This window comes from Citrobacter sp. RHBSTW-00859 (genome assembly GCF_013729795.1).
Classification (GTDB): Bacteria; Pseudomonadota; Gammaproteobacteria; order Enterobacterales; family Enterobacteriaceae; genus Citrobacter; species Citrobacter braakii.
In genome coordinates this window covers 2,163,947-2,182,010 of sequence record NZ_CP056284.1, presented here as the reverse complement: position 1 = coordinate 2,182,010, position 18,064 = coordinate 2,163,947, and the positions used below count along the sequence as shown (strand labels likewise).

Here is an 18,064-nt window from a genome sequence, read left to right as displayed (position 1 = left end):
GGGGCTTGCCCCCGGTTTTTCTATTTAGAGGGTTGAGGATTCATGACTATCACGGACCTGGTGCTGGTTCTTTTTATCTTTTCGCTGCTGGCGTATGCCATTTACGATCAGTTCATCATGCCCCGCCGTAATGGCCCTACTCTGCTGTCTGTCGCCCTGCTTCCTCGTAGCAGAGTCGACAGCGTTATCTTCCTTGGCTTGATTGCTATTCTTATCTACAACAACATCACCAGCCACGGCGCGCAATTTACCACATGGTTATTATGTGCACTGGTATTGATGGGACTGTATCTGTTTTGGATCCGTACGCCAAAAATCATCTTCAAACAAAAAGGCTTTTTTTTCGCCAATGTCTGGATTGAATATAACCGGATTAAAGAGATGAATTTATCTGAAGACGGTGTCCTGGTGATGCAATTAGAACATCGAAGATTACTGATTCGCGTACGGAATATAGACGATCTCGAAAACATATATAAACTTTTAATTTCAAATCAATAAGTTACAAATATAGCCTGAACTATGTTTTTTATATATCCATTCAAAAATAAACATAGCTAAGGCTATATCCCACCGCTCATAATGTTATTTATTTTAACGTTTTATTTATAAATAAATCTAAATGAAAATCGTTTTCAATTAGAGGCCAAATATTATTTCTGCGTTTCTTGTTTTATATTCTCAAAATATGTTAAGGTTGCGCCCGTCGTTGGGGAGTAGCCGATTTCCAGACTCCGGAAATGTACGTGTCAACATACTCGTTGAAAAACGTGGCGCGTACGGACTGATCTTACAGGTTCAGTCAGGCGAGACCATAGGCACATCAACTGCAATGCATACCTGAATGGCGCTGTATTTACAGTGATTCCAGCCTGTATGCATGGTTACTGGGGGCAGTGATGTGTGTTATGGATACCCCGGTCAGGACGCTGTTATGAATCTCACCGCTACTGTTCTTCTTGCTTTCGGCATGTCGATGGATGCTTTCGCTGCATCAATTGGCAAAGGCGCCACCCTGCATAAACCCAAATTTTCTGAAGCACTGCGCACCGGCCTTATTTTCGGCGCCGTTGAAACGCTTACGCCGCTCATTGGCTGGGGCATGGGTATGCTCGCCAGCAAATTTGTACTGGAGTGGAACCATTGGATCGCCTTCATTCTGCTGATCTTTTTAGGCGGACGAATGATAATAGAAGGCTTTCGCGACGACGGGGATGAAGATGAAGAGCCACAGCGCCGCCATGGCTTCTGGCTGCTGGTCACCACCGCCATTGCAACCAGTCTCGACGCAATGGCCGTCGGGGTGGGTCTGGCTTTCCTGCAGGTCAACATTATTACCACAGCGCTGGCCATCGGCTGCGCCACGTTGATTATGTCTACGCTCGGCATGATGATCGGTCGTTTCATTGGCCCAATGCTGGGCAAGCGAGCTGAAATTTTGGGCGGGCTGGTACTGATAGGTATTGGCGCCCAGATCCTCTGGGCACACTTCCACGGTTAATTCAGGCGCTGCCAGATATGAATACTAAAGTCTGTCTGGCAGTCAAACGTCGTTTTTCCGGCTAACGTTTCCCACACTTCCGGCTTTGCCCGCCAGGCGAACGGCGTCATTTGCAGTAACGCAACGGCCTCGCTACCTTTGAGCTGCATCTGATACCCCAGCGCAAGACTCTCTTGCAGAACAAAACCGTCCAGTTGCTCAGTGTGTGGCGCATGCAAACGCACCTCATCATAAATCAGCCCTTTCAGCTCCATTAAATGACGCGGACCCGGCGTGGCGGTAATAACCCAGCCACCCGGTTTTACCACGCGAGCCAGCTCCGGCGCTTTACAGGGCGCATAGATCCGGATGGTGGCATCCATTGACTCGTCGGCAAACGGCAGGCGATGGCTGGAGGCAACGCAAAAGGTCACCTGCGAATAACGTCGGGCTGCGGACTTAATCGCCACTTTAGAGACGTCAAGACCAAAGGTTGTACAGCCCGTCAGAGCATCAGCAAACGCATGGGTGTAATACCCTTCCCCACAGCCAATATCCAGGATCGCCGCATCTTCTGAACTCAACCTCTGGGTGAGCGCATCCACAATTGCATCGCGCAGCGGCTGATAATGTCCGGCATCGAGAAATGCCCGGCGCGCCTGCATCATCTCCGCGCTATCACCCGGATCGCGCGACCGTTTGTGCTGAACCGGCAGTAAGTTGACATACCCTTCTTTCGCCACGTCAAACTGGTGCCGCCCAGGGCAGACAAAACTGTTATTCGCTTGAGTAAGAGGCTGGTGGCAAAGAGGACAGGAAAACGACATGACAACTCCGGCAGGTGACTTAAGGGCGCAAGTGTAACGCGAATTGCGCCCTGGGAAAATAACTTACAGCGACGGCGAGGATACGTTGCTGCCGTGCATTACCAGCAGATGCTCGGAGTCGGGAGGCATACCGTCCGGCTTTACGTTTTCCAGACGCAGGACATCGCCCATTATCTGGCTGAATACAGGCGCGGAGACTGCCCCCCCATAATAAGCACCGTTTTGCGGGTTATTTATAACCACAACCAGCGCGAACTTTGGGTCGCTTGCTGGCGCAACGCCCGCCGTATAGGCCACATATTTATCGACATATTTGCCGTCATCGCCAATTTTCTTTGCCGTTCCGGTCTTAACCGCGACGCGATAATCTCTGACCGCGGCCTTGGTTCCCCCGCCGCCGGGTAGCGCGACGCTTTCCATCATATGTTCAACCTGGTGAACCAACGCCTCCGGCATCACTCGCGTACCTATTACCGGCGGATCGATACGCGTAATAGAAAGGGGTCGATAGATACCAAAACTGCCGATGGTGGCATATACATGCGCCAGCTGGAGCGGCGTCACCATTAATCCATAACCAAATGCGAAGGTTGCCCGGTCCAGATCGCTCCAGTAGCGGCGTTGAGGCATTAATCCGCGACTTTCCCCGGTTAAACCCAGTCCGGTTGGATCGCCAAAGCCAAAGCTTTTATAGGTATTCAGTAATTTCTGTACCGGCATCGCCAGCGAAAGGTGTGACACGCCGGTATCGCTCGATTTCTGCAAAATCCCGGTCAGCGATAGCTCCGGGTAAAATCCGACGTCGCGGATGCGATGCCCATCAACAATAAAAGGATGAGTATCAATCACACTGTCAGGCTGTACTATCCCCTGCTGCAGAGCGGTCATAATCACCAGTGGTTTTACGGTTGAACCGGGTTCAAAGGTATCGCTAATCGCACGATTACGAAAATCATCCAGTACCGCGCCATCACGGTTATTGGGATTGAAATCGGGAAAGCTTGCCATGGAGAGTATTTCGCCGGTGGCAATGTTGACCAGCACTGCGGCCCCTGACTCCGCTTTATTCCATGTCACGGCATTGTCCAGCGCGTCTTCAGTAACCGTCTGCAAACGCTCATCAATGCTGAGCTGTAATTCATGCGCAGGCACCGGCATCACTTCCGTGATATTTTCGATGACATGGCCAAATTTGTCTTTCCGTACCAGGCGGGAGCCAGGTTTGCCCATCAACTGGCTATTGAAGCTTTTCTCCAGCCCTTCAATCCCCTGACCGTCAATGTTGGTGAAACCAATCAGATTGGCTGCAACATGTCCGGCGGGATAAAAGCGGCGGGACTCTTCACGCAGGTTGATTCCCGGCAGATCCAGTTTGTCGACCCATTCTGCCTGCTGAGGAGAGATCTGGCGCGCCAGATAGATAAACCGCCCGGCTGGATTGCTGTTAACGCGTTCAGCCAGCGTGCTGAGCGAAATATGCAGCGTCTTCGCTAACGCCTGCCAACGTTCGTTATAGCCAACGCCACCCTTGCTGATAATCGTCTTCGGATCGGCCCAGACGGCGTTAACCGGAACGCTTACCGCCAGCGGTCGCCCTTCTCTGTCGGTTATCATTCCGCGCGGCGAAGCGATGGACACCTCGCGTAAGGAACGCATGTCTTCCTGTTTTACCAGATTCGTCGGCGTGACAATTTGCAACCACGCAACCCGCCCCAGCAGCAATCCAAGGCTCAATAATATTGCCACGCAAAGCAGGGCAAAACGTACGGGAGTAAAATTGCGCGCATCGCCGTCGTTTTTCTTTTTCACCCGATCTCCAACAAGATAGTTTTTCAGGTGTCTGATTTAACGGGAAATGCCGCAAGAAAGCGGGGAAAACTATGCTACGAACATCACGCCTTTGCAACAAAGCGCTAATGGATGGGCATTCAGTAATATTTTGACGTAATTTGAATTAAAAAGCCCCGCATAAGCGAGGCTTTATATCTGAGATGGATGCGCAAAAGCGCTTCAAATCAGTGGTGTCGATCAGATAGCTGTTACGTTAACAGCAGCCGGACCTTTCTGGCCGTCCTGAATTTCGAACTCAACGTTCTGGCCTTCAGCCAGAGTTTTGAAGCCGTTACCCTGGATAGCGGAGAAGTGTACGAACACGTCTTTGCTGCCATCAGCCGGAGTAATGAAACCAAAACCTTTAGACTCGTTGAACCACTTAACTTGACCTTTAATCTTTGCCATTTGCAAAATTCCTTAGAGTATTTTCTTCGCCCGCGGGCATAACATAGATAAAACTGAGACATTACTGCTTGAGGCACTAATATAAGGTTCGGCAGAGAAGCGGTATTCAACGTCAACGTGTTTACTCAGGACTTCTTTACTGAAAATGCCACACATAAACAGAACTGTACCTCGTTTAACCCAAAACGTGTTATCACATACAACGTTAATAATGGCAAGCCATTTTTAAACGTGTCTCGATCGGTCGCACAAATCCCGTCGTCCATCAAACAGCAACTGCACAGTTATGCGCCAGATCGAGTAGAATTATATTCTCGCCTCTCTCCCCTATCCCCGCCTGACTTGCGCCATAGCCGGGATATTTCTACCATAGCTCAATAGTTTCAGTTGTTCCAGGTTATCTGTTACGGGTTCTGCCAGATATCATTTTTTATGCTTAGTAATGCATAAAATGTCACAAGCGTAAAAATGAGATCCGCCTTCTGGTTTTGCACCAAAATAATGAAAGAATGATGACAAGGCACAAAAAAAGTAAGAGAAACGTTTCGCTGTTAATAAAACGATCGTTATCACAAAAATGACATAATCATATTTTTTACGTATGGAAGATTATATTTATATCAGACTGGGGATAAGATATTAATTAGTCGGAGCATCTGAAAATACTGAGAATAGATGACTGCCCGGCCGCCAATTACACGACGGGGACAGAAGAAAATAATCTGACGCGCTGACGACAGGATGAAGCAACTGAGAACAACAACAGCCGTTCCTCATCCTGCCATACCTTTTTTACCGCTCAGCTACCAGGCGGATGATGTCATCGTCTTCATCCTTAATGGGCAGTGCAGTAGGCTCTGCTGCTTTCTCGGGTTCGTTAGCTTCGCAAAGGCGACGTAACAAAGCGTTCTGTCTTTTTTGCTGATCTAACAATGCCTCAAGCAGCTCAATCTGCTCGTTAGTACGCGAACTTGCCCGATTGATAAAAAACCAAAGAACAAGCCCAACAATCAGAACCACCACCGATACCGCTAAAGGCGCAAAACTCAACGCGCCAGAATTCAAAACTTCGTTCATTTTACCACCTCAATGTAGACAGTGTAGTTTACCACTGCCGCACAAGAAGGTAATCAACTGTTGCGAAAATGCGCTTACCAGGGAATAAATTTATTGAAGGCACAAATACCGCTGAAAAATTGTACGTCCTGATCGCACATGATGTTGAACACCTGCGCCCACATCAGTATGCATACCAGTACAACAACAATCAGCACTACCCAGCGAATTTTTTTCACTCCAGCTCCACTCTTCAACTCCACATCTTATGTCTATAAATTATCATGCGTTACCTAAACCCAGCGTTAACTGTATAGGCATTCAATCTTTTTAGGAATGATTGACTTGTTTCATACCGTGTACAGGCTAATCTAATAACAATGAGAAAAGATAAGAGGTTGTAATGCGTCTGATTATCCGCGCTATTGTGTTGTTAGCTCTGGTTTGGATCGGTTTATTATTGAGCGGCTATGGAATTTTGATTGGAAGTAAGGAGAATGCTGCCGGTCTGGGTCTGCAATGCCAATATCTGACTGCCCGTGGAACCAGCACGGCACAGTACGTCCACACCAGTAGCGGTATCATTGGCCTGTCGGATTGTCCCCTGTTAAGGAAAAGCACGGTCATTATCGATAACGGCTAATAATGCAACATTACATTCGATACGTTATTTACGCCAGGTAACGTTATGACTGTTTATAAAAAACCCCAGGTACAAAACACCTGGGGTTTTTAACATTCGCGATTACGTCAGATTAGAACGGATAGTCGTTATAGCCCATTTGTTCTGAAATCTTGCGCGCTGCCGTATGCAGCATTGCCACATACTCGTGTAAACGCTCTTCTGAGAAACGCAGCGTTGGGAATGAAATACTCAACCCCGCAATAACCACGCCGAAACGGTCAAACACCGGTACGCCGATGCAGCGCAGGCCTTCTTCCTGTTCTTCGTTATCTTCGCCGTAACCCTGCTCACGTACTTTATCCAGCAGTAACAGTAATTCATCAGTATTCGTAATGGTACGATCGGTGCTGCGTTTGTACTCAATGCCATCCAGAATCTGCTTCACTTCATCGCGGTCACGCCATGCCAGCAGAACTTTACCGATAGCCGTACTGTACAGCGGATTACGACGACCAACGCGGGAATACATGCGCAGATTGTACATAGAGTCGATTTTGTGAATGTAGACGATGCTGTCTTCATCCAGCGCACCGAGGTGTACAGTCTCTTTGGTCAGGCGCGAAAGTTCGCGCATCTGAATGTCAGCGCTACGGATAAGATCGACGTTTTGCAACGCGCGCGCGCCCAGCTCGAATAATTTCAGGGTCAGTGAGTATTTCTCAGACTCCCCTTCCTGTGCCACATAACCCAGCGTTTTCATGGTCTGCAAAAAGCGATAAACGGTGCTTTTCGACATCATGACGCGTTGCGACAACTCGGTAATACCAATTTCGCGCTCTTCACCCAGCGCCTGCAGAATGCCAAAAACTTTCAGCACGGAAGATACAGAATCGGGTTGCTTATCCAGATCTGCGATTGCCATTTATCACCCCTTTCGAGTGTTTTATAAAAATCAGAACCGGTTTTTATTATAATTTCACGTACCAACCCTCGCAATCGCTCTTTGCTCACTTAGTTACAAATCTGCGACCTAACACCTGAATATCAATGCTAAAATTATTACTCTCATCATAAATTCCACAAATATCGACTTTCTATGGAAAAAATTCAGGCCGATGGTCTGCAATTGCCCCAGCGATATGGCGCAATTTTAACCATTGTTATTGGCATTTCTATGGCAGTACTCGACGGTGCAATAGCGAACGTGGCCCTGCCAACTATCGCCGCCGATCTTCAGGCCTCACCTGCCAGCTCAATCTGGATTGTAAACGCCTATCAAATCGCGATCGTCGTTTCGCTCCTGTCCCTCTCTTTTTTAGGCGATATGTTCGGTTACCGGCGCATTTATAAGTGTGGCCTGGTCGTGTTCCTGCTTGCATCGCTATTTTGTGCCTTGTCAGATTCGTTGCACATGCTAACGCTGGCTCGCGTCGCCCAGGGTTTTGGCGGCGCGGCGCTAATGAGCGTGAATACGGCATTGATCCGACTTATTTATCCCCAGCGTCAGCTCGGGCGAGGGATGGGGGTTAACTCTTTTATCGTCGCGGTCTCCTCGGCTGCGGGTCCGACCATTGCCGCAGCAATTCTTTCTATTGCCTCCTGGAAATGGCTGTTTCTGATTAACGTCCCGCTGGGAATAGTCGCCCTGTTGCTGGCGATGCGTTTTTTGCCAGCCAATGCGTCCCGCGGCACTAAACCACGCTTTGACCTGCCCAGTGCGGTAATGAATGCCTTAACGTTTGGCTTGTTAATTACGGCGCTCAGCGGCTTTGCACAAGGACAGTCGCTAAAACTGATTGGTGCCGAGCTTGTGGCGCTTATGGTGGTGGGTTTTTTCTTTATCCGACGCCAGCTCGCGCTGGAGGTGCCGTTACTGCCGGTAGACCTGTTACGCATTCCACTATTTTCACTCTCGATTTGTACCTCGATATGTTCATTCTGCGCACAAATGCTGGCATTGGTTTCCCTGCCCTTCTTTATGCAAACGGTGCTCGGACGCAGCGAGGTCGAAACAGGCCTGCTGTTGACGCCATGGCCACTGGCAACCATGGTGATGGCGCCGCTGGCGGGATATCTGATTGAACGCGTTCACGCCGGGCTGTTGGGCGCACTGGGCATGGCGTTGATGGCCAGCGGGTTGTTTTCGCTGGTGCTGCTGCCCGTTTCCCCCTCCGATTTTAATATCATCTGGCCGATGATTCTGTGCGGCGCAGGCTTTGGCTTGTTCCAGTCCCCAAATAATCACACCATCATCACCTCCGCGCCTCGTGAACGCAGCGGTGGGGCGAGCGGTATGCTGGGGACGGCGCGCTTGCTGGGTCAGAGTACCGGGGCCGCGCTGGTCGCGCTGATGCTAAACCAGTTTGGCGACAGTGGAACGCACGTCTCGCTGATAGCCGCAGGCATTCTGGCCTCGCTGGCAGCAATTGTGAGTGGATTACGCATTACGCAACCGCGAGTTCAGGCATAAAAAAACGGGAACCTCTCGGTTCCCGTTTTCACACAACCCAGTATCTGGATTACATGTTTTCGATGATTGCGTCACCAAACTCAGAACATTTCAGCAGCTTAGCGCCATCCATCAGACGTTCGAAGTCATAGGTTACGGTCTTGGCGTTGATTGCGCCTTCCATACCTTTAACAATCAGGTCAGCCGCTTCTACCCAACCCATGTGGCGCAGCATCATTTCAGCGGACAGAATAATGGAACCTGGGTTCACTTTATCCTGACCTGCATACTTCGGTGCAGTACCGTGGGTTGCTTCGAACAGCGCACATTCGTCACCGATGTTCGCGCCCGGCGCGATACCAATACCACCAACCTGTGCGGCCAGCGCATCAGAGATGTAGTCGCCGTTAAGGTTCATACAGGCAATCACATCATATTCAGCCGGACGCAGCAGGATCTGTTGCAGGAACGCATCGGCGATAACATCCTTAACCACGATCTCTTTACCGGTTTTCGGGTTCTTGATTTTCACCCATGGACCGCCGTCGATCAGTTCACCACCGAATTCTTCACGCGCTAACTGGTAACCCCAGTCTTTGAACGCGCCTTCGGTGAATTTCATGATGTTACCTTTGTGTACCAGGGTAACAGAATCACGATCGTTAGCGATGGCGTATTCGATCGCCGCACGAACCAGACGTTTAGTCCCTTCTTCAGAACACGGTTTGATACCAATACCGCAATGCTCCGGGAAGCGGATTTTCTTCACGCCCATCTCTTCGCGCAGGAATTTAATCACTTTCTCGGCATCTGCAGAGTCCGCTTTCCATTCGATACCTGCGTAGATATCTTCGGAGTTTTCACGGAAGATGACCATGTCGGTCAGTTCAGGGTGCTTAACCGGGCTAGGCGTGCCCTGGTAATAACGCACCGGGCGCAGGCAGACATACAGGTCAAGTTCCTGACGCAGGGCAACGTTCAGAGAGCGAATACCGCCGCCAACTGGGGTGGTCAGTGGGCCTTTGATGGCAACACGATATTCACGAATCAGATCAAGGGTTTCAGCAGGCAGCCAGACGTCCTGGCCATAAACCTGAGTGGATTTCTCGCCGGTGTAGATTTCCATCCAGGAGATTTTACGCTCGCCTTTATAGGCTTTCTCGACAGCAGCATCGACAACTTTGATCATCGGTGGGGTTACATCAACGCCGATACCGTCGCCTTCAATGAACGGGATAATCGGATTTTCAGGAACGTTGAGTTTGCCGTTTTGCAGGGTGATCTTCTTACCTTCCGCCGGAACAACTACTTTGCTTTCCATTCACCTCTCCTTCGAGCGCTTCTGGTTCTGCTCGTCTGTCATCGCGCTGCATGTGCGTTTGCGTCCTGCTGCACGAATGCGTTAGAGCAATTTTTTGTTAATGTTTTGTAATGAGCATGTCAATACTACCCTAATGTTCGTCGCCATGAAAGACACTCGTTCTTAGGCTATAATGCGGCAATTGATATAATCTGAAAATACCATGCAAAAAACTTCTTTTAGAAATCACCGGGTTGAGCGATTCAGCTCACGACAAGTCACCAGGCAGCGTAAAGAAAACCAGCCAAAACGCGTGGTTTTGTTCAATAAACCCTACGATGTTTTGCCACAATTTACTGACGAGGCGGGCAGAAGCACGTTAAAAGATTTTATTCCCGTGCCGGGAATCTATGCTGCGGGCCGACTCGACCGGGACAGCGAAGGACTTTTGGTGCTGACCAATGACGGCGCGCTGCAGGCGCGGTTAACGCAACCCGGCAAGCGTACGGGGAAAATCTATTACGTCCAGGTCGAAGGCGAGCCGACAGCAGAAGCGCTGGATGCGCTGCGTACCGGGGTGACGCTCAATGATGGTCCCACGCTGCCCGCAGGTATTGAAATAGTAGAGGAACCCACCTGGCTGTGGCCGAGAAACCCGCCTATTCGGGAACGGAAAAATATCCCCACCAGTTGGCTGAAAGTTACTTTATATGAAGGCCGTAACCGCCAGGTTCGTCGTATGACAGCGCATGTTGGATTCCCGACGCTGCGCCTCATCCGCTATGCCATGGGAGATTACACGCTGGAAAATCTCGCCAACGGTCAATGGCGGGATGCAACTAACTGAATAAGGAACAGGTATGTTCAAACCGCACGTCACGGTCGCCTGCATTGTGCATGCAGAAGATAAGTTCTTAGTCGTTGAGGAAACAATCAATGGCAAAGCCCTGTGGAATCAACCTGCAGGACATCTGGAAGCGGATGAAACCCTGGTGCAAGCCGCCGCTCGCGAACTGTGGGAAGAGACGGGCATCAAAGCGCAGCCGCAACACTTCATCCGGATGCATCAATGGATTGCGCCGGACAAAACGCCCTTTTTACGTTTTCTGTTTTCTATCGAGCTTGCCAATATGTGCGCTACTGAACCTCATGACAGCGATATAGATTGCTGTCGCTGGGTCAGCGCAGAAGAGGTTCTCTCAGCGCCAAATCTGCGCTCGCCGTTGGTTGCGGAGAGTATTCGTTGCTATCAGAGCGGACAGCGCTACCCGCTGGCGATGATCGGCGAATTTAACTGGCCGTTTACAGAGGGTGTCAAGTAAGGGGCTGCGTGCTAGAATATGCCGCCTTGAAGTTCAATGTCGTGAGTATTCCTATGTCTGAAAGCCCAAAAAAAGTGATCGTCGGCATGTCCGGCGGTGTCGATTCCTCCGTTTCTGCCTGGCTGTTGCAACAACAGGGTTATCAGGTAGAAGGCCTGTTCATGAAGAACTGGGAAGAGGACGATGGCGAGGAATATTGCACAGCGGCCGCCGATCTTGCAGATGCGCAGGCTGTCTGTGACAAACTCGGCATTGAACTGCATACCGTCAACTTTGCTGCAGAATACTGGGACAACGTCTTTGAACTGTTCCTTGAAGAGTACAAAGCGGGCCGTACGCCAAACCCCGATATTCTGTGCAATAAAGAAATCAAGTTTAAAGCCTTCCTCGAGTTTGCCGCCGAAGATTTAGGTGCCGATTATATCGCCACCGGTCACTATGTGCGCCGCGCCGACGTCGACGGCAAAAGCCGCCTGCTGCGTGGACTTGATGGCAATAAAGACCAGAGCTATTTCCTCTACACGCTCGGTCATGAACAAATCGCGCAGAGCCTGTTCCCGGTAGGCGAACTGGAAAAACCGCAGGTGCGTAAAATTGCCGAAGATCTCGGTCTGATTACGGCCAAGAAAAAAGACTCAACCGGTATCTGCTTCATCGGCGAACGTAAGTTCCGCGAGTTTCTCGGTCGTTACCTGCCGGCTCAGCCTGGCAAAATCATCACCGTTGATGGCGAAGAGATTGGCCAGCATCAGGGGCTGATGTACCACACGCTGGGTCAGCGTAAAGGTCTGGGCATTGGCGGGACGAAAGAAGGCACGGAAGATCCGTGGTACGTGGTGGATAAAGATGTCGAGAACAACATTCTGGTTGTTGCTCAGGGTCATGAACACCCGCGTCTGATGTCCGTTGGCCTGGTGGCGCAACAGCTGCACTGGGTCGATCGCGAACCGTTCACCGGCACAATGCGTTGCACGGTGAAAACCCGCTATCGTCAGACCGACATTCCGTGCACCGTTAAGGCGCTGGATGCTGAGCGTATTGAAGTCATTTTCGACGAGCCAGTCGCGGCGGTAACGCCGGGTCAGTCGGCTGTCTTTTACAATGGCGAAGTGTGCCTCGGCGGCGGCATTATCGAACAACGATTGCCTCTGCCGGTATAATTACTTACACATCTAATACAAGGAAGCAGTGAACGTGGCAAAGAATTATTATGACATCACCCTCGCTCTGGCAGGCATTTGTCAGTCGGCACGCCTGGTGCAGGAACTGGCGCACCAGGGGCATTGTGATGCCGATGCATTGCACGTTTCACTGAACAGTGTCATCGACATGAATCCCAGCTCTACGCTGGGCGTGTTTGGCGGCAGCGAGGCCAACCTGCGTTTAGGTCTGGAAACGATGCTCGGCGTGCTCAACGCCAGCAGTCGTCAGGGGCTGAACGCGGAACTCACCCGCTACACGTTAAGCCTGATGGTGCTGGAGCGTAAGCTGTCAGCCGCTAAAGGCGCGATGGACACGCTGGGAGACCGCATCAACGGCTTGCAGCGCCAACTGGACCATTTTGATTTGCAGTCAGAAACGTTGATGAGTGCGATGGCAGGCATTTATGTTGACGTCATCAGCCCACTCGGCCCACGTATTCAGGTTACGGGCTCCCCGGCCATCCTTCAGAGCCCACAGGTTCAGGCTAAAGTACGCGCTTCCCTGCTGGCTGGCATTCGCGCTGCCGTGCTCTGGCATCAGGTTGGTGGAGGCCGTCTGCAACTCATGTTTTCTCGTAATCGCCTGACGACTCAGGCTAAACAAATTCTTGCTCATTTAACCCCGGAGTTGTGATCTATGGAATTATCCTCACTGACCGCCGTTTCCCCTGTCGATGGACGCTACGGCGATAAAGTCAGCGCGCTGCGCGGGATTTTCAGCGAATACGGTTTGCTGAAATTCCGTGTACAAGTTGAAGTACGCTGGCTGCAAAAACTGGCCGCGCACGCAGCGATCAAGGAAGTTCCTGCTTTTGCTGCCGACGCAATCGGTTTCCTTGATGCGATTGTCGCTAACTTCAATGAAGAAGATGCTGCGCGTATTAAAACCATTGAGCGTACGACCAACCATGACGTGAAGGCAGTTGAGTATTTCCTGAAAGAGAAAGTGGCGGATATCCCGGAACTGCACGCTGTTTCCGAGTTCATCCACTTCGCGTGTACCTCAGAAGACATCAACAACCTGTCTCACGCGCTGATGCTGAAAACCGCCCGTGACGAAGTTGTTCTGCCGTACTGGCGCAAGCTTATCGACGCGGTGAAAGATTTGTCCGTACAGTATCGCGATATTCCTCTGCTCTCCCGTACCCACGGTCAGCCAGCAACCCCGTCTACGCTGGGCAAAGAAATGGCTAACGTGGCTTACCGTATGGAGCGTCAGTACCGCCAGCTCAATCAGGTCGAAATTCTCGGCAAAATCAACGGTGCAGTCGGTAACTATAACGCCCACATCGCCGCTTATCCGGAAGTGGACTGGCATCAGTTCAGCGAAGAATTTGTCACCTCGCTGGGCATCCAGTGGAATCCGTACACCACGCAGATTGAGCCGCACGACTACATTGCCGAGCTGTTTGATTGCATCGCCCGTTTCAACACTATCCTGATCGACTTCGACCGCGATGTCTGGGGTTACGTGGCGCTGAACCATTTCAAACAGAAAACCATCGCGGGTGAAATTGGCTCCTCCACCATGCCGCACAAGGTGAACCCAATCGATTTCGAAAACTCCGAGGGTAACCTGGGCCTGTCTAACGCGGTTCTGCAGCATCTGGCGAGCAAACTGCCGGTCTCCCGCTGGCAGCGCGATCTGACGGACTCTACCGTTCTGCGTAACCTGGGCGTGGGGATTGGCTATGCACTGATCGCTTATCAGTCCACGCTGAAAGGTGTGAGCAAACTGGAAGTGAACCGCGATCATCTGCTGGATGAACTGGATCATAACTGGGAAGTGCTGGCAGAGCCGATCCAGACCGTGATGCGTCGCTATGGCATTGAAAAACCATACGAGAAGCTGAAGGAACTGACCCGCGGCAAACGCGTTGACGCCGAAGGTATGAAGCAGTTTATCGACGGTCTGGCGCTGCCTGAAGACGAGAAAACACGCCTGAAAGCAATGACGCCGGCCAATTACATTGGTCGCGCCGTCACCATGGTTGATGAACTGAAGTAATCTGTTTTACGCCTGTCAGGCCTGCATCATATCGTAGGCCTGCCAGGCGTAGCGCCATTAGGGATTATTGGATCTTATGGCATTTCCGGCGGTGTAATGCCAAAGTGGTTCCACGCCCGCACCGTTGCCATACGTCCGCGCGGAGTTCGCTGCAGAAAACCTTGCTGAATCAGATACGGCTCCAGCACGTCCTCAATGGTTTCACGCTCTTCCCCAATCGCCGCCGCCAGGTTATCCAGTCCTACCGGTCCGCCGAAGAATTTATCGATAACCGCCAGCAGCAGCTTACGGTCCATATAATCGAATCCTTCCGCATCCACATTGAGCATATCCAGTGCCTGAGCGGCGATATCTGCTGAAATTGTGCCGTCATGCTTCACTTCGGAGAAGTCGCGTACCCGGCGTAATAAACGGTTGGCGATACGCGGCGTACCACGGGCGCGGCGTGCCACTTCCAATGCGCCTTCATCGCTCATTTCCAGTCCCATAAAGCGGGCGCTGCGTCCAACAATGTGCTGCAGGTCTGCCACCTGATAGAATTCCAGGCGCTGTACAATACCGAAGCGGTCACGCAGCGGAGACGTTAACGAACCGGCGCGCGTCGTCGCCCCGATCAGGGTAAACGGCGGCAGATCGATCTTAATCGAACGTGCGGCTGGTCCTTCGCCAATCATGATATCCAGCTGATAATCTTCCATCGCCGGATACAGCACCTCTTCCACCACCGGTGACAGGCGATGGATTTCATCGATAAACAGCACATCGTGCGGTTCAAGGTTGGTGAGCATTGCCGCCAGATCGCCCGCTTTTTCCAGTACCGGACCGGAAGTGGTGCGCAGATTAACGCCCATTTCATTGGCAACAATATTGGCAAGCGTGGTTTTACCGAGACCTGGAGGACCGAAAATCAGCAGGTGATCGAGGGCTTCACCGCGCAGCTTCGCCGCCTGGATAAAAATCTCCATTTGCGAACGCACCTGAGGCTGGCCAATATACTCTTCCAGCAATTTGGGGCGGATCGCGCGATCCACCAGATCTTCAGGGGTCGTGCTGACAGCCGAAATCAGGCGATCTGCTTCAATCATCCTTTACCTCACAATGCCGCGCGAAGCGCTTCACGAATCAGGGTTTCACTGCTGGCATCAGGGCGAGCAATTTTGCTCACCATGCGGCTGGCTTCCTGTGGTTTATAGCCTAACGCCACCAGCGCAGCAACCGCTTCCTGCTCGGCGTCATCCGTTGCAGGACTGGCCGGAGAGGTCAGGACCAGATCCGCCGCCGGCGTGAAGAGATCGCCATGCAGGCCTTTAAAGCGGTCTTTCATTTCCACAATCAAACGCTCTGCGGTTTTCTTACCGATGCCCGGTAATTTCACCAGCGCGCCAAGCTCTTCGCGCTCAACGGCATTAACGAACTGCTGTGCAGACATACCAGAGAGGATCGCCAGCGCCAGCTTCGGCCCGACGCCATTGGTTTTGATTAACTCTTTAAACAGCGTGCGTTCTTGTTTGTTGTTAAAACCATATAGCAGTTGAGCGTCTTCACGCACCACAAAATGGGTGAAGATAATCGCTTCCTGCCCGGCTTCCGGCAACTCGTAGAAAAAGGTCATCGGCATATGGACTTCATAGCCTACTCCGCCGGTTTCCAGAAGGACCAGCGGGGGTTGTTTTTCAAGAATGATGCCTCTGAGTCTGCCTATCACGTGACGCTCCTGCGTTAAGGGCTAAAAGGTAATGCGCTATCATAAAAAAAGGCTGGATAGATATCCAGCCTCATTTGTCACTAACGTAACCGACCTCGCGCCAGATTCAGCCGCGACTCGCTCATTTGCATGGCGTTCTGGCTGACGTGGCAATGGGTAATAGCAATCGCCAGCGCATCCGCGGCATCCGCCTGCGGATTTGCCGGGAGTTTTAGCAGCGTGCGCACCATATGCTGAACCTGGCTTTTTTCCGCGCTGCCGATACCTACCACGGTCTGTTTTACCTGGCGGGCCGCGTATTCAAAGACCGGAAGATCCTGATTGGTAGCCGCAACGATCGCCACGCCGCGCGCCTGCCCCAGCTTTAGCGCCGAGTCGGCATTCTTCGCCATAAAGACCTGCTCAATGGCAAAATAGTCGGGCTGGAACTGGGTGATGATTTCCGTCACGCCTGCATAAATCAACTTCAGACGTGATGGAAGATCGTCGACTTTGGTGCGAATGCAGCCGCTACCGAGGTAGGTCAGCTGTCTGCCGACCTGACGGATTACGCCATAACCGGTGATGCGCGACCCCGGATCAATGCCGAGAATGATAGACATCACGCATCTCCTGTTAGTTTATGGCTTAACCACATCATTCGAGCGTTGCAGCAACCTCATCGGAGATTTCGCCGTTGTGGTAAACTTCCTGCACGTCGTCGCAGTCTTCCAGCATATCGATCAGACGCATCAGCTTCGGCGCCGTTTCTGCATCCATATCCGCTTTGGTGGAGGGGATCATAGACACTTCAGCCGCGTCCGCTTTCAGACCAGCCGCTTCCAGCGCATCACGCACTTTGCCCATCTCTTCCCACGCGGTGTAAACGTCAATCGCGCCGTCGTCGAAGGTCACAACGTCTTCAGCGCCCGCTTCCAGTGCCGCTTCCATAATGGCGTCTTCGTCGCCTTGTTCAAAAGAGATCACGCCTTTTTTGCTGAACAGGTAAGCTACGGAACCGTCGGTACCGAGGTTGCCGCCCGTTTTAGTGAATGCGTGACGCACTTCCGCAACGGTACGGTTACGGTTGTCAGACAGACACTCAATCATAACGGCTGTTCCGCCAGGACCGTAACCTTCATAGATGATGGTTTCCATGTTCGCATCATCGTCGCCACCAACACCACGCGCGATTGCACGGTTCAGGGTGTCACGGGTCATGTTATTTGCCAGCGCTTTATCAACCGCGGCGCGCAGACGTGGGTTAGCATCCGGATCGCCGCCGCCCAGTTTGGCTGCCGTCACCAGCTCACGAATGATTTTGGTGAAAATTTTACCGCGTTTAGCATCCTGCGCTGCTTTACGATGTCTGGTGTTGGCCCATTTACTATGACCTGCCATAAATAATCTCTCCAAAAAGCGCGCCTTTTCAGGCGACGTTAATTACAAACTCTTCAATCGCCTGCCGGTTACTCCACGACTTGGTTAACTGCGCGGCTTCGTGCGCATTAACCCAACGGTAGGTCAGATGTTCGGTGAACACGATCTCTCGTTCAGAGGGAAGTGCCAGGCAAAACCAGGATTCAGTATTACGCTCAATTCCCGGCGCATAGCGATGACGTAAATGGCTAAAAATCTCAAATTCCACCGTGCGCTGACAGTCAATTAAGGTCAGTTGCTCAGTCGCAACATCAATGGCGACCTCTTCCTTTACTTCGCGCATCGCGGCTTGCGACGCGGTTTCACCCTCTTCAAGACTGCCGGTGACCGACTGCCAGAAATCAGGATCGTCGCGTCGCTGTAACATCAGCACTCTCCCGGTGTCCTTTGCATAAATCACGACTAACACCGAGACAGGCTGTTTGTATCTCAT

General features: G+C 51.5%; 22 protein-coding genes. 9 read left to right on the top strand and 13 right to left on the bottom strand.

Translation table 11 applies throughout. The features are described from left to right. Positions 1–42: 42 nt before the first annotated feature. Both HV302_RS10925 and mntP read left to right on the top strand, forming a co-directional pair. Entirely contained in the window at positions 43–501 is a 459-nt protein-coding gene (locus tag HV302_RS10925) for a DUF986 family protein (protein ID WP_016153397.1), read from the top strand. Between the two features lie 433 nt (positions 502–934). Beyond that, the gene (gene mntP, locus HV302_RS10920) at positions 935–1,501 is read left to right on the top strand and encodes a manganese efflux pump MntP (RefSeq protein WP_146086834.1); all 567 of its coding nucleotides are present in this window, start codon (positions 935–937) and stop codon (positions 1,499–1,501) included. Here mntP and rlmA read toward each other — a convergent pair. The 6 genes from rlmA to mgrB all read right to left on the bottom strand — a co-directional run bounded on the left by rlmA (position 1,498) and on the right by mgrB (position 5,840). Beyond that, positions 1,498–2,307 (bottom strand): 23S rRNA (guanine(745)-N(1))-methyltransferase, encoded by an 810-nt coding sequence (gene rlmA / locus HV302_RS10915; protein ID WP_103283743.1) that lies wholly within the window; start codon positions 2,305–2,307, stop codon positions 1,498–1,500. The two genes, mntP and rlmA, sit on opposite strands and share 4 nt — an antisense overlap. Positions 2,308–2,370: 63 nt before the next feature. Next, positions 2,371–4,116 (bottom strand): peptidoglycan glycosyltransferase FtsI, encoded by a 1,746-nt coding sequence (gene ftsI, locus HV302_RS10910; protein ID WP_065554706.1) that lies wholly within the window; start codon positions 4,114–4,116, stop codon positions 2,371–2,373. Between the two features lie 219 nt (positions 4,117–4,335). Further along, positions 4,336–4,545, bottom strand: a complete 210-nt coding sequence (gene cspE / locus HV302_RS10905) for a transcription antiterminator/RNA stability regulator CspE (RefSeq protein ID WP_001062678.1) — start codon at positions 4,543–4,545, stop codon at positions 4,336–4,338. Positions 4,546–4,557: 12 nt separating this feature from the next. Beyond that, positions 4,558–4,701: a DUF2627 domain-containing protein gene (locus HV302_RS10900; protein WP_006684179.1), complete on the bottom strand. Its 144-nt coding sequence runs from the start codon at positions 4,699–4,701 to the stop codon at positions 4,558–4,560. Between the two features lie 636 nt (positions 4,702–5,337). Further along, positions 5,338–5,622 carry a YebO family protein gene (locus HV302_RS10895; protein ID WP_047358298.1) on the bottom strand — a complete coding sequence of 95 codons (285 nt, stop codon included), beginning with the start codon at positions 5,620–5,622 and terminating at the stop codon, positions 5,338–5,340. 74 nt (positions 5,623–5,696) lie between these two features. Next, the gene (mgrB, locus tag HV302_RS10890) at positions 5,697–5,840 is read right to left on the bottom strand and encodes a PhoP/PhoQ regulator MgrB (protein WP_016153402.1); all 144 of its coding nucleotides are present in this window, start codon (positions 5,838–5,840) and stop codon (positions 5,697–5,699) included. Between the two features lie 164 nt (positions 5,841–6,004). On the opposite strand from mgrB, the gene HV302_RS10885 reads away from it, so the two are divergent. Next, positions 6,005–6,244: a YobH family protein gene (locus HV302_RS10885; RefSeq protein ID WP_016153403.1), complete on the top strand. Its 240-nt coding sequence runs from the start codon at positions 6,005–6,007 to the stop codon at positions 6,242–6,244. Between the two features lie 112 nt (positions 6,245–6,356). Here the strand turns inward: HV302_RS10885 and kdgR are convergent, their stop codons facing one another. Next, complete coding sequence (gene kdgR / locus HV302_RS10880; RefSeq protein WP_016156798.1) at positions 6,357–7,148, bottom strand: DNA-binding transcriptional regulator KdgR; 792 nt, start codon at positions 7,146–7,148, stop codon at positions 6,357–6,359. Between the two features lie 174 nt (positions 7,149–7,322). On the opposite strand from kdgR, the gene HV302_RS10875 reads away from it, so the two are divergent. Further along, positions 7,323–8,696 carry an MFS transporter gene (locus tag HV302_RS10875; protein WP_181627328.1) on the top strand — a complete coding sequence of 458 codons (1,374 nt, stop codon included), beginning with the start codon at positions 7,323–7,325 and terminating at the stop codon, positions 8,694–8,696. A gap of 49 nt (positions 8,697–8,745) precedes the next feature. Here HV302_RS10875 and icd read toward each other — a convergent pair whose 3' ends face one another. Further along, positions 8,746–9,996, bottom strand: coding sequence for an NADP-dependent isocitrate dehydrogenase (gene icd, locus HV302_RS10870; RefSeq protein ID WP_003030769.1), 1,251 nt, complete (start codon positions 9,994–9,996; stop codon positions 8,746–8,748). A gap of 202 nt (positions 9,997–10,198) precedes the next feature. On the opposite strand from icd, the gene rluE reads away from it, so the two are divergent. The 5 genes from rluE to purB are packed head-to-tail and all read left to right on the top strand — an operon-like array spanning position 10,199 to position 14,507. Then, positions 10,199–10,822: a 23S rRNA pseudouridine(2457) synthase RluE gene (rluE, locus tag HV302_RS10865; protein ID WP_016156800.1), complete on the top strand. Its 624-nt coding sequence runs from the start codon at positions 10,199–10,201 to the stop codon at positions 10,820–10,822. A gap of 13 nt (positions 10,823–10,835) precedes the next feature. Then, the gene (locus HV302_RS10860) at positions 10,836–11,297 is read left to right on the top strand and encodes an NUDIX hydrolase (RefSeq protein WP_016153407.1); all 462 of its coding nucleotides are present in this window, start codon (positions 10,836–10,838) and stop codon (positions 11,295–11,297) included. 53 nt (positions 11,298–11,350) lie between these two features. Continuing rightward, positions 11,351–12,457: a tRNA 2-thiouridine(34) synthase MnmA gene (mnmA, locus tag HV302_RS10855; RefSeq protein WP_003832402.1), complete on the top strand. Its 1,107-nt coding sequence runs from the start codon at positions 11,351–11,353 to the stop codon at positions 12,455–12,457. A gap of 34 nt (positions 12,458–12,491) precedes the next feature. Next, on the top strand, positions 12,492–13,133 hold the full coding sequence (gene hflD, locus HV302_RS10850) for a high frequency lysogenization protein HflD (protein ID WP_016153409.1): 642 nt from the start codon (positions 12,492–12,494) through the stop codon (positions 13,131–13,133). A 3-nt stretch (positions 13,134–13,136) separates the two neighbouring features. Further along, entirely contained in the window at positions 13,137–14,507 is a 1,371-nt protein-coding gene (gene purB / locus HV302_RS10845; protein WP_016153410.1) for an adenylosuccinate lyase, read from the top strand. 74 nt (positions 14,508–14,581) lie between these two features. On the opposite strand, the gene ruvB is transcribed toward purB, so the two are convergent. The 5 genes from ruvB to nudB all read right to left on the bottom strand — a co-directional run bounded on the left by ruvB (position 14,582) and on the right by nudB (position 18,064). After that, a complete protein-coding gene (gene ruvB / locus HV302_RS10840) occupies positions 14,582–15,592 on the bottom strand; it encodes a Holliday junction branch migration DNA helicase RuvB (RefSeq protein ID WP_016153411.1) in 1,011 nt (336 codons plus the stop codon). 8 nt (positions 15,593–15,600) lie between these two features. Then, positions 15,601–16,212 carry a Holliday junction branch migration protein RuvA gene (ruvA, locus tag HV302_RS10835; RefSeq protein ID WP_181627327.1) on the bottom strand — a complete coding sequence of 204 codons (612 nt, stop codon included), beginning with the start codon at positions 16,210–16,212 and terminating at the stop codon, positions 15,601–15,603. A gap of 80 nt (positions 16,213–16,292) precedes the next feature. Then, a complete protein-coding gene (gene ruvC, locus HV302_RS10830; protein ID WP_003034867.1) occupies positions 16,293–16,814 on the bottom strand; it encodes a crossover junction endodeoxyribonuclease RuvC in 522 nt (173 codons plus the stop codon). A 34-nt stretch (positions 16,815–16,848) separates the two neighbouring features. Then, entirely contained in the window at positions 16,849–17,592 is a 744-nt protein-coding gene (locus HV302_RS10825; protein ID WP_016153413.1) for a YebC/PmpR family DNA-binding transcriptional regulator, read from the bottom strand. Positions 17,593–17,620: 28 nt separating this feature from the next. Then, positions 17,621–18,064, bottom strand: a complete 444-nt coding sequence (gene nudB, locus HV302_RS10820) for a dihydroneopterin triphosphate diphosphatase (RefSeq protein WP_016153414.1) — start codon at positions 18,062–18,064, stop codon at positions 17,621–17,623.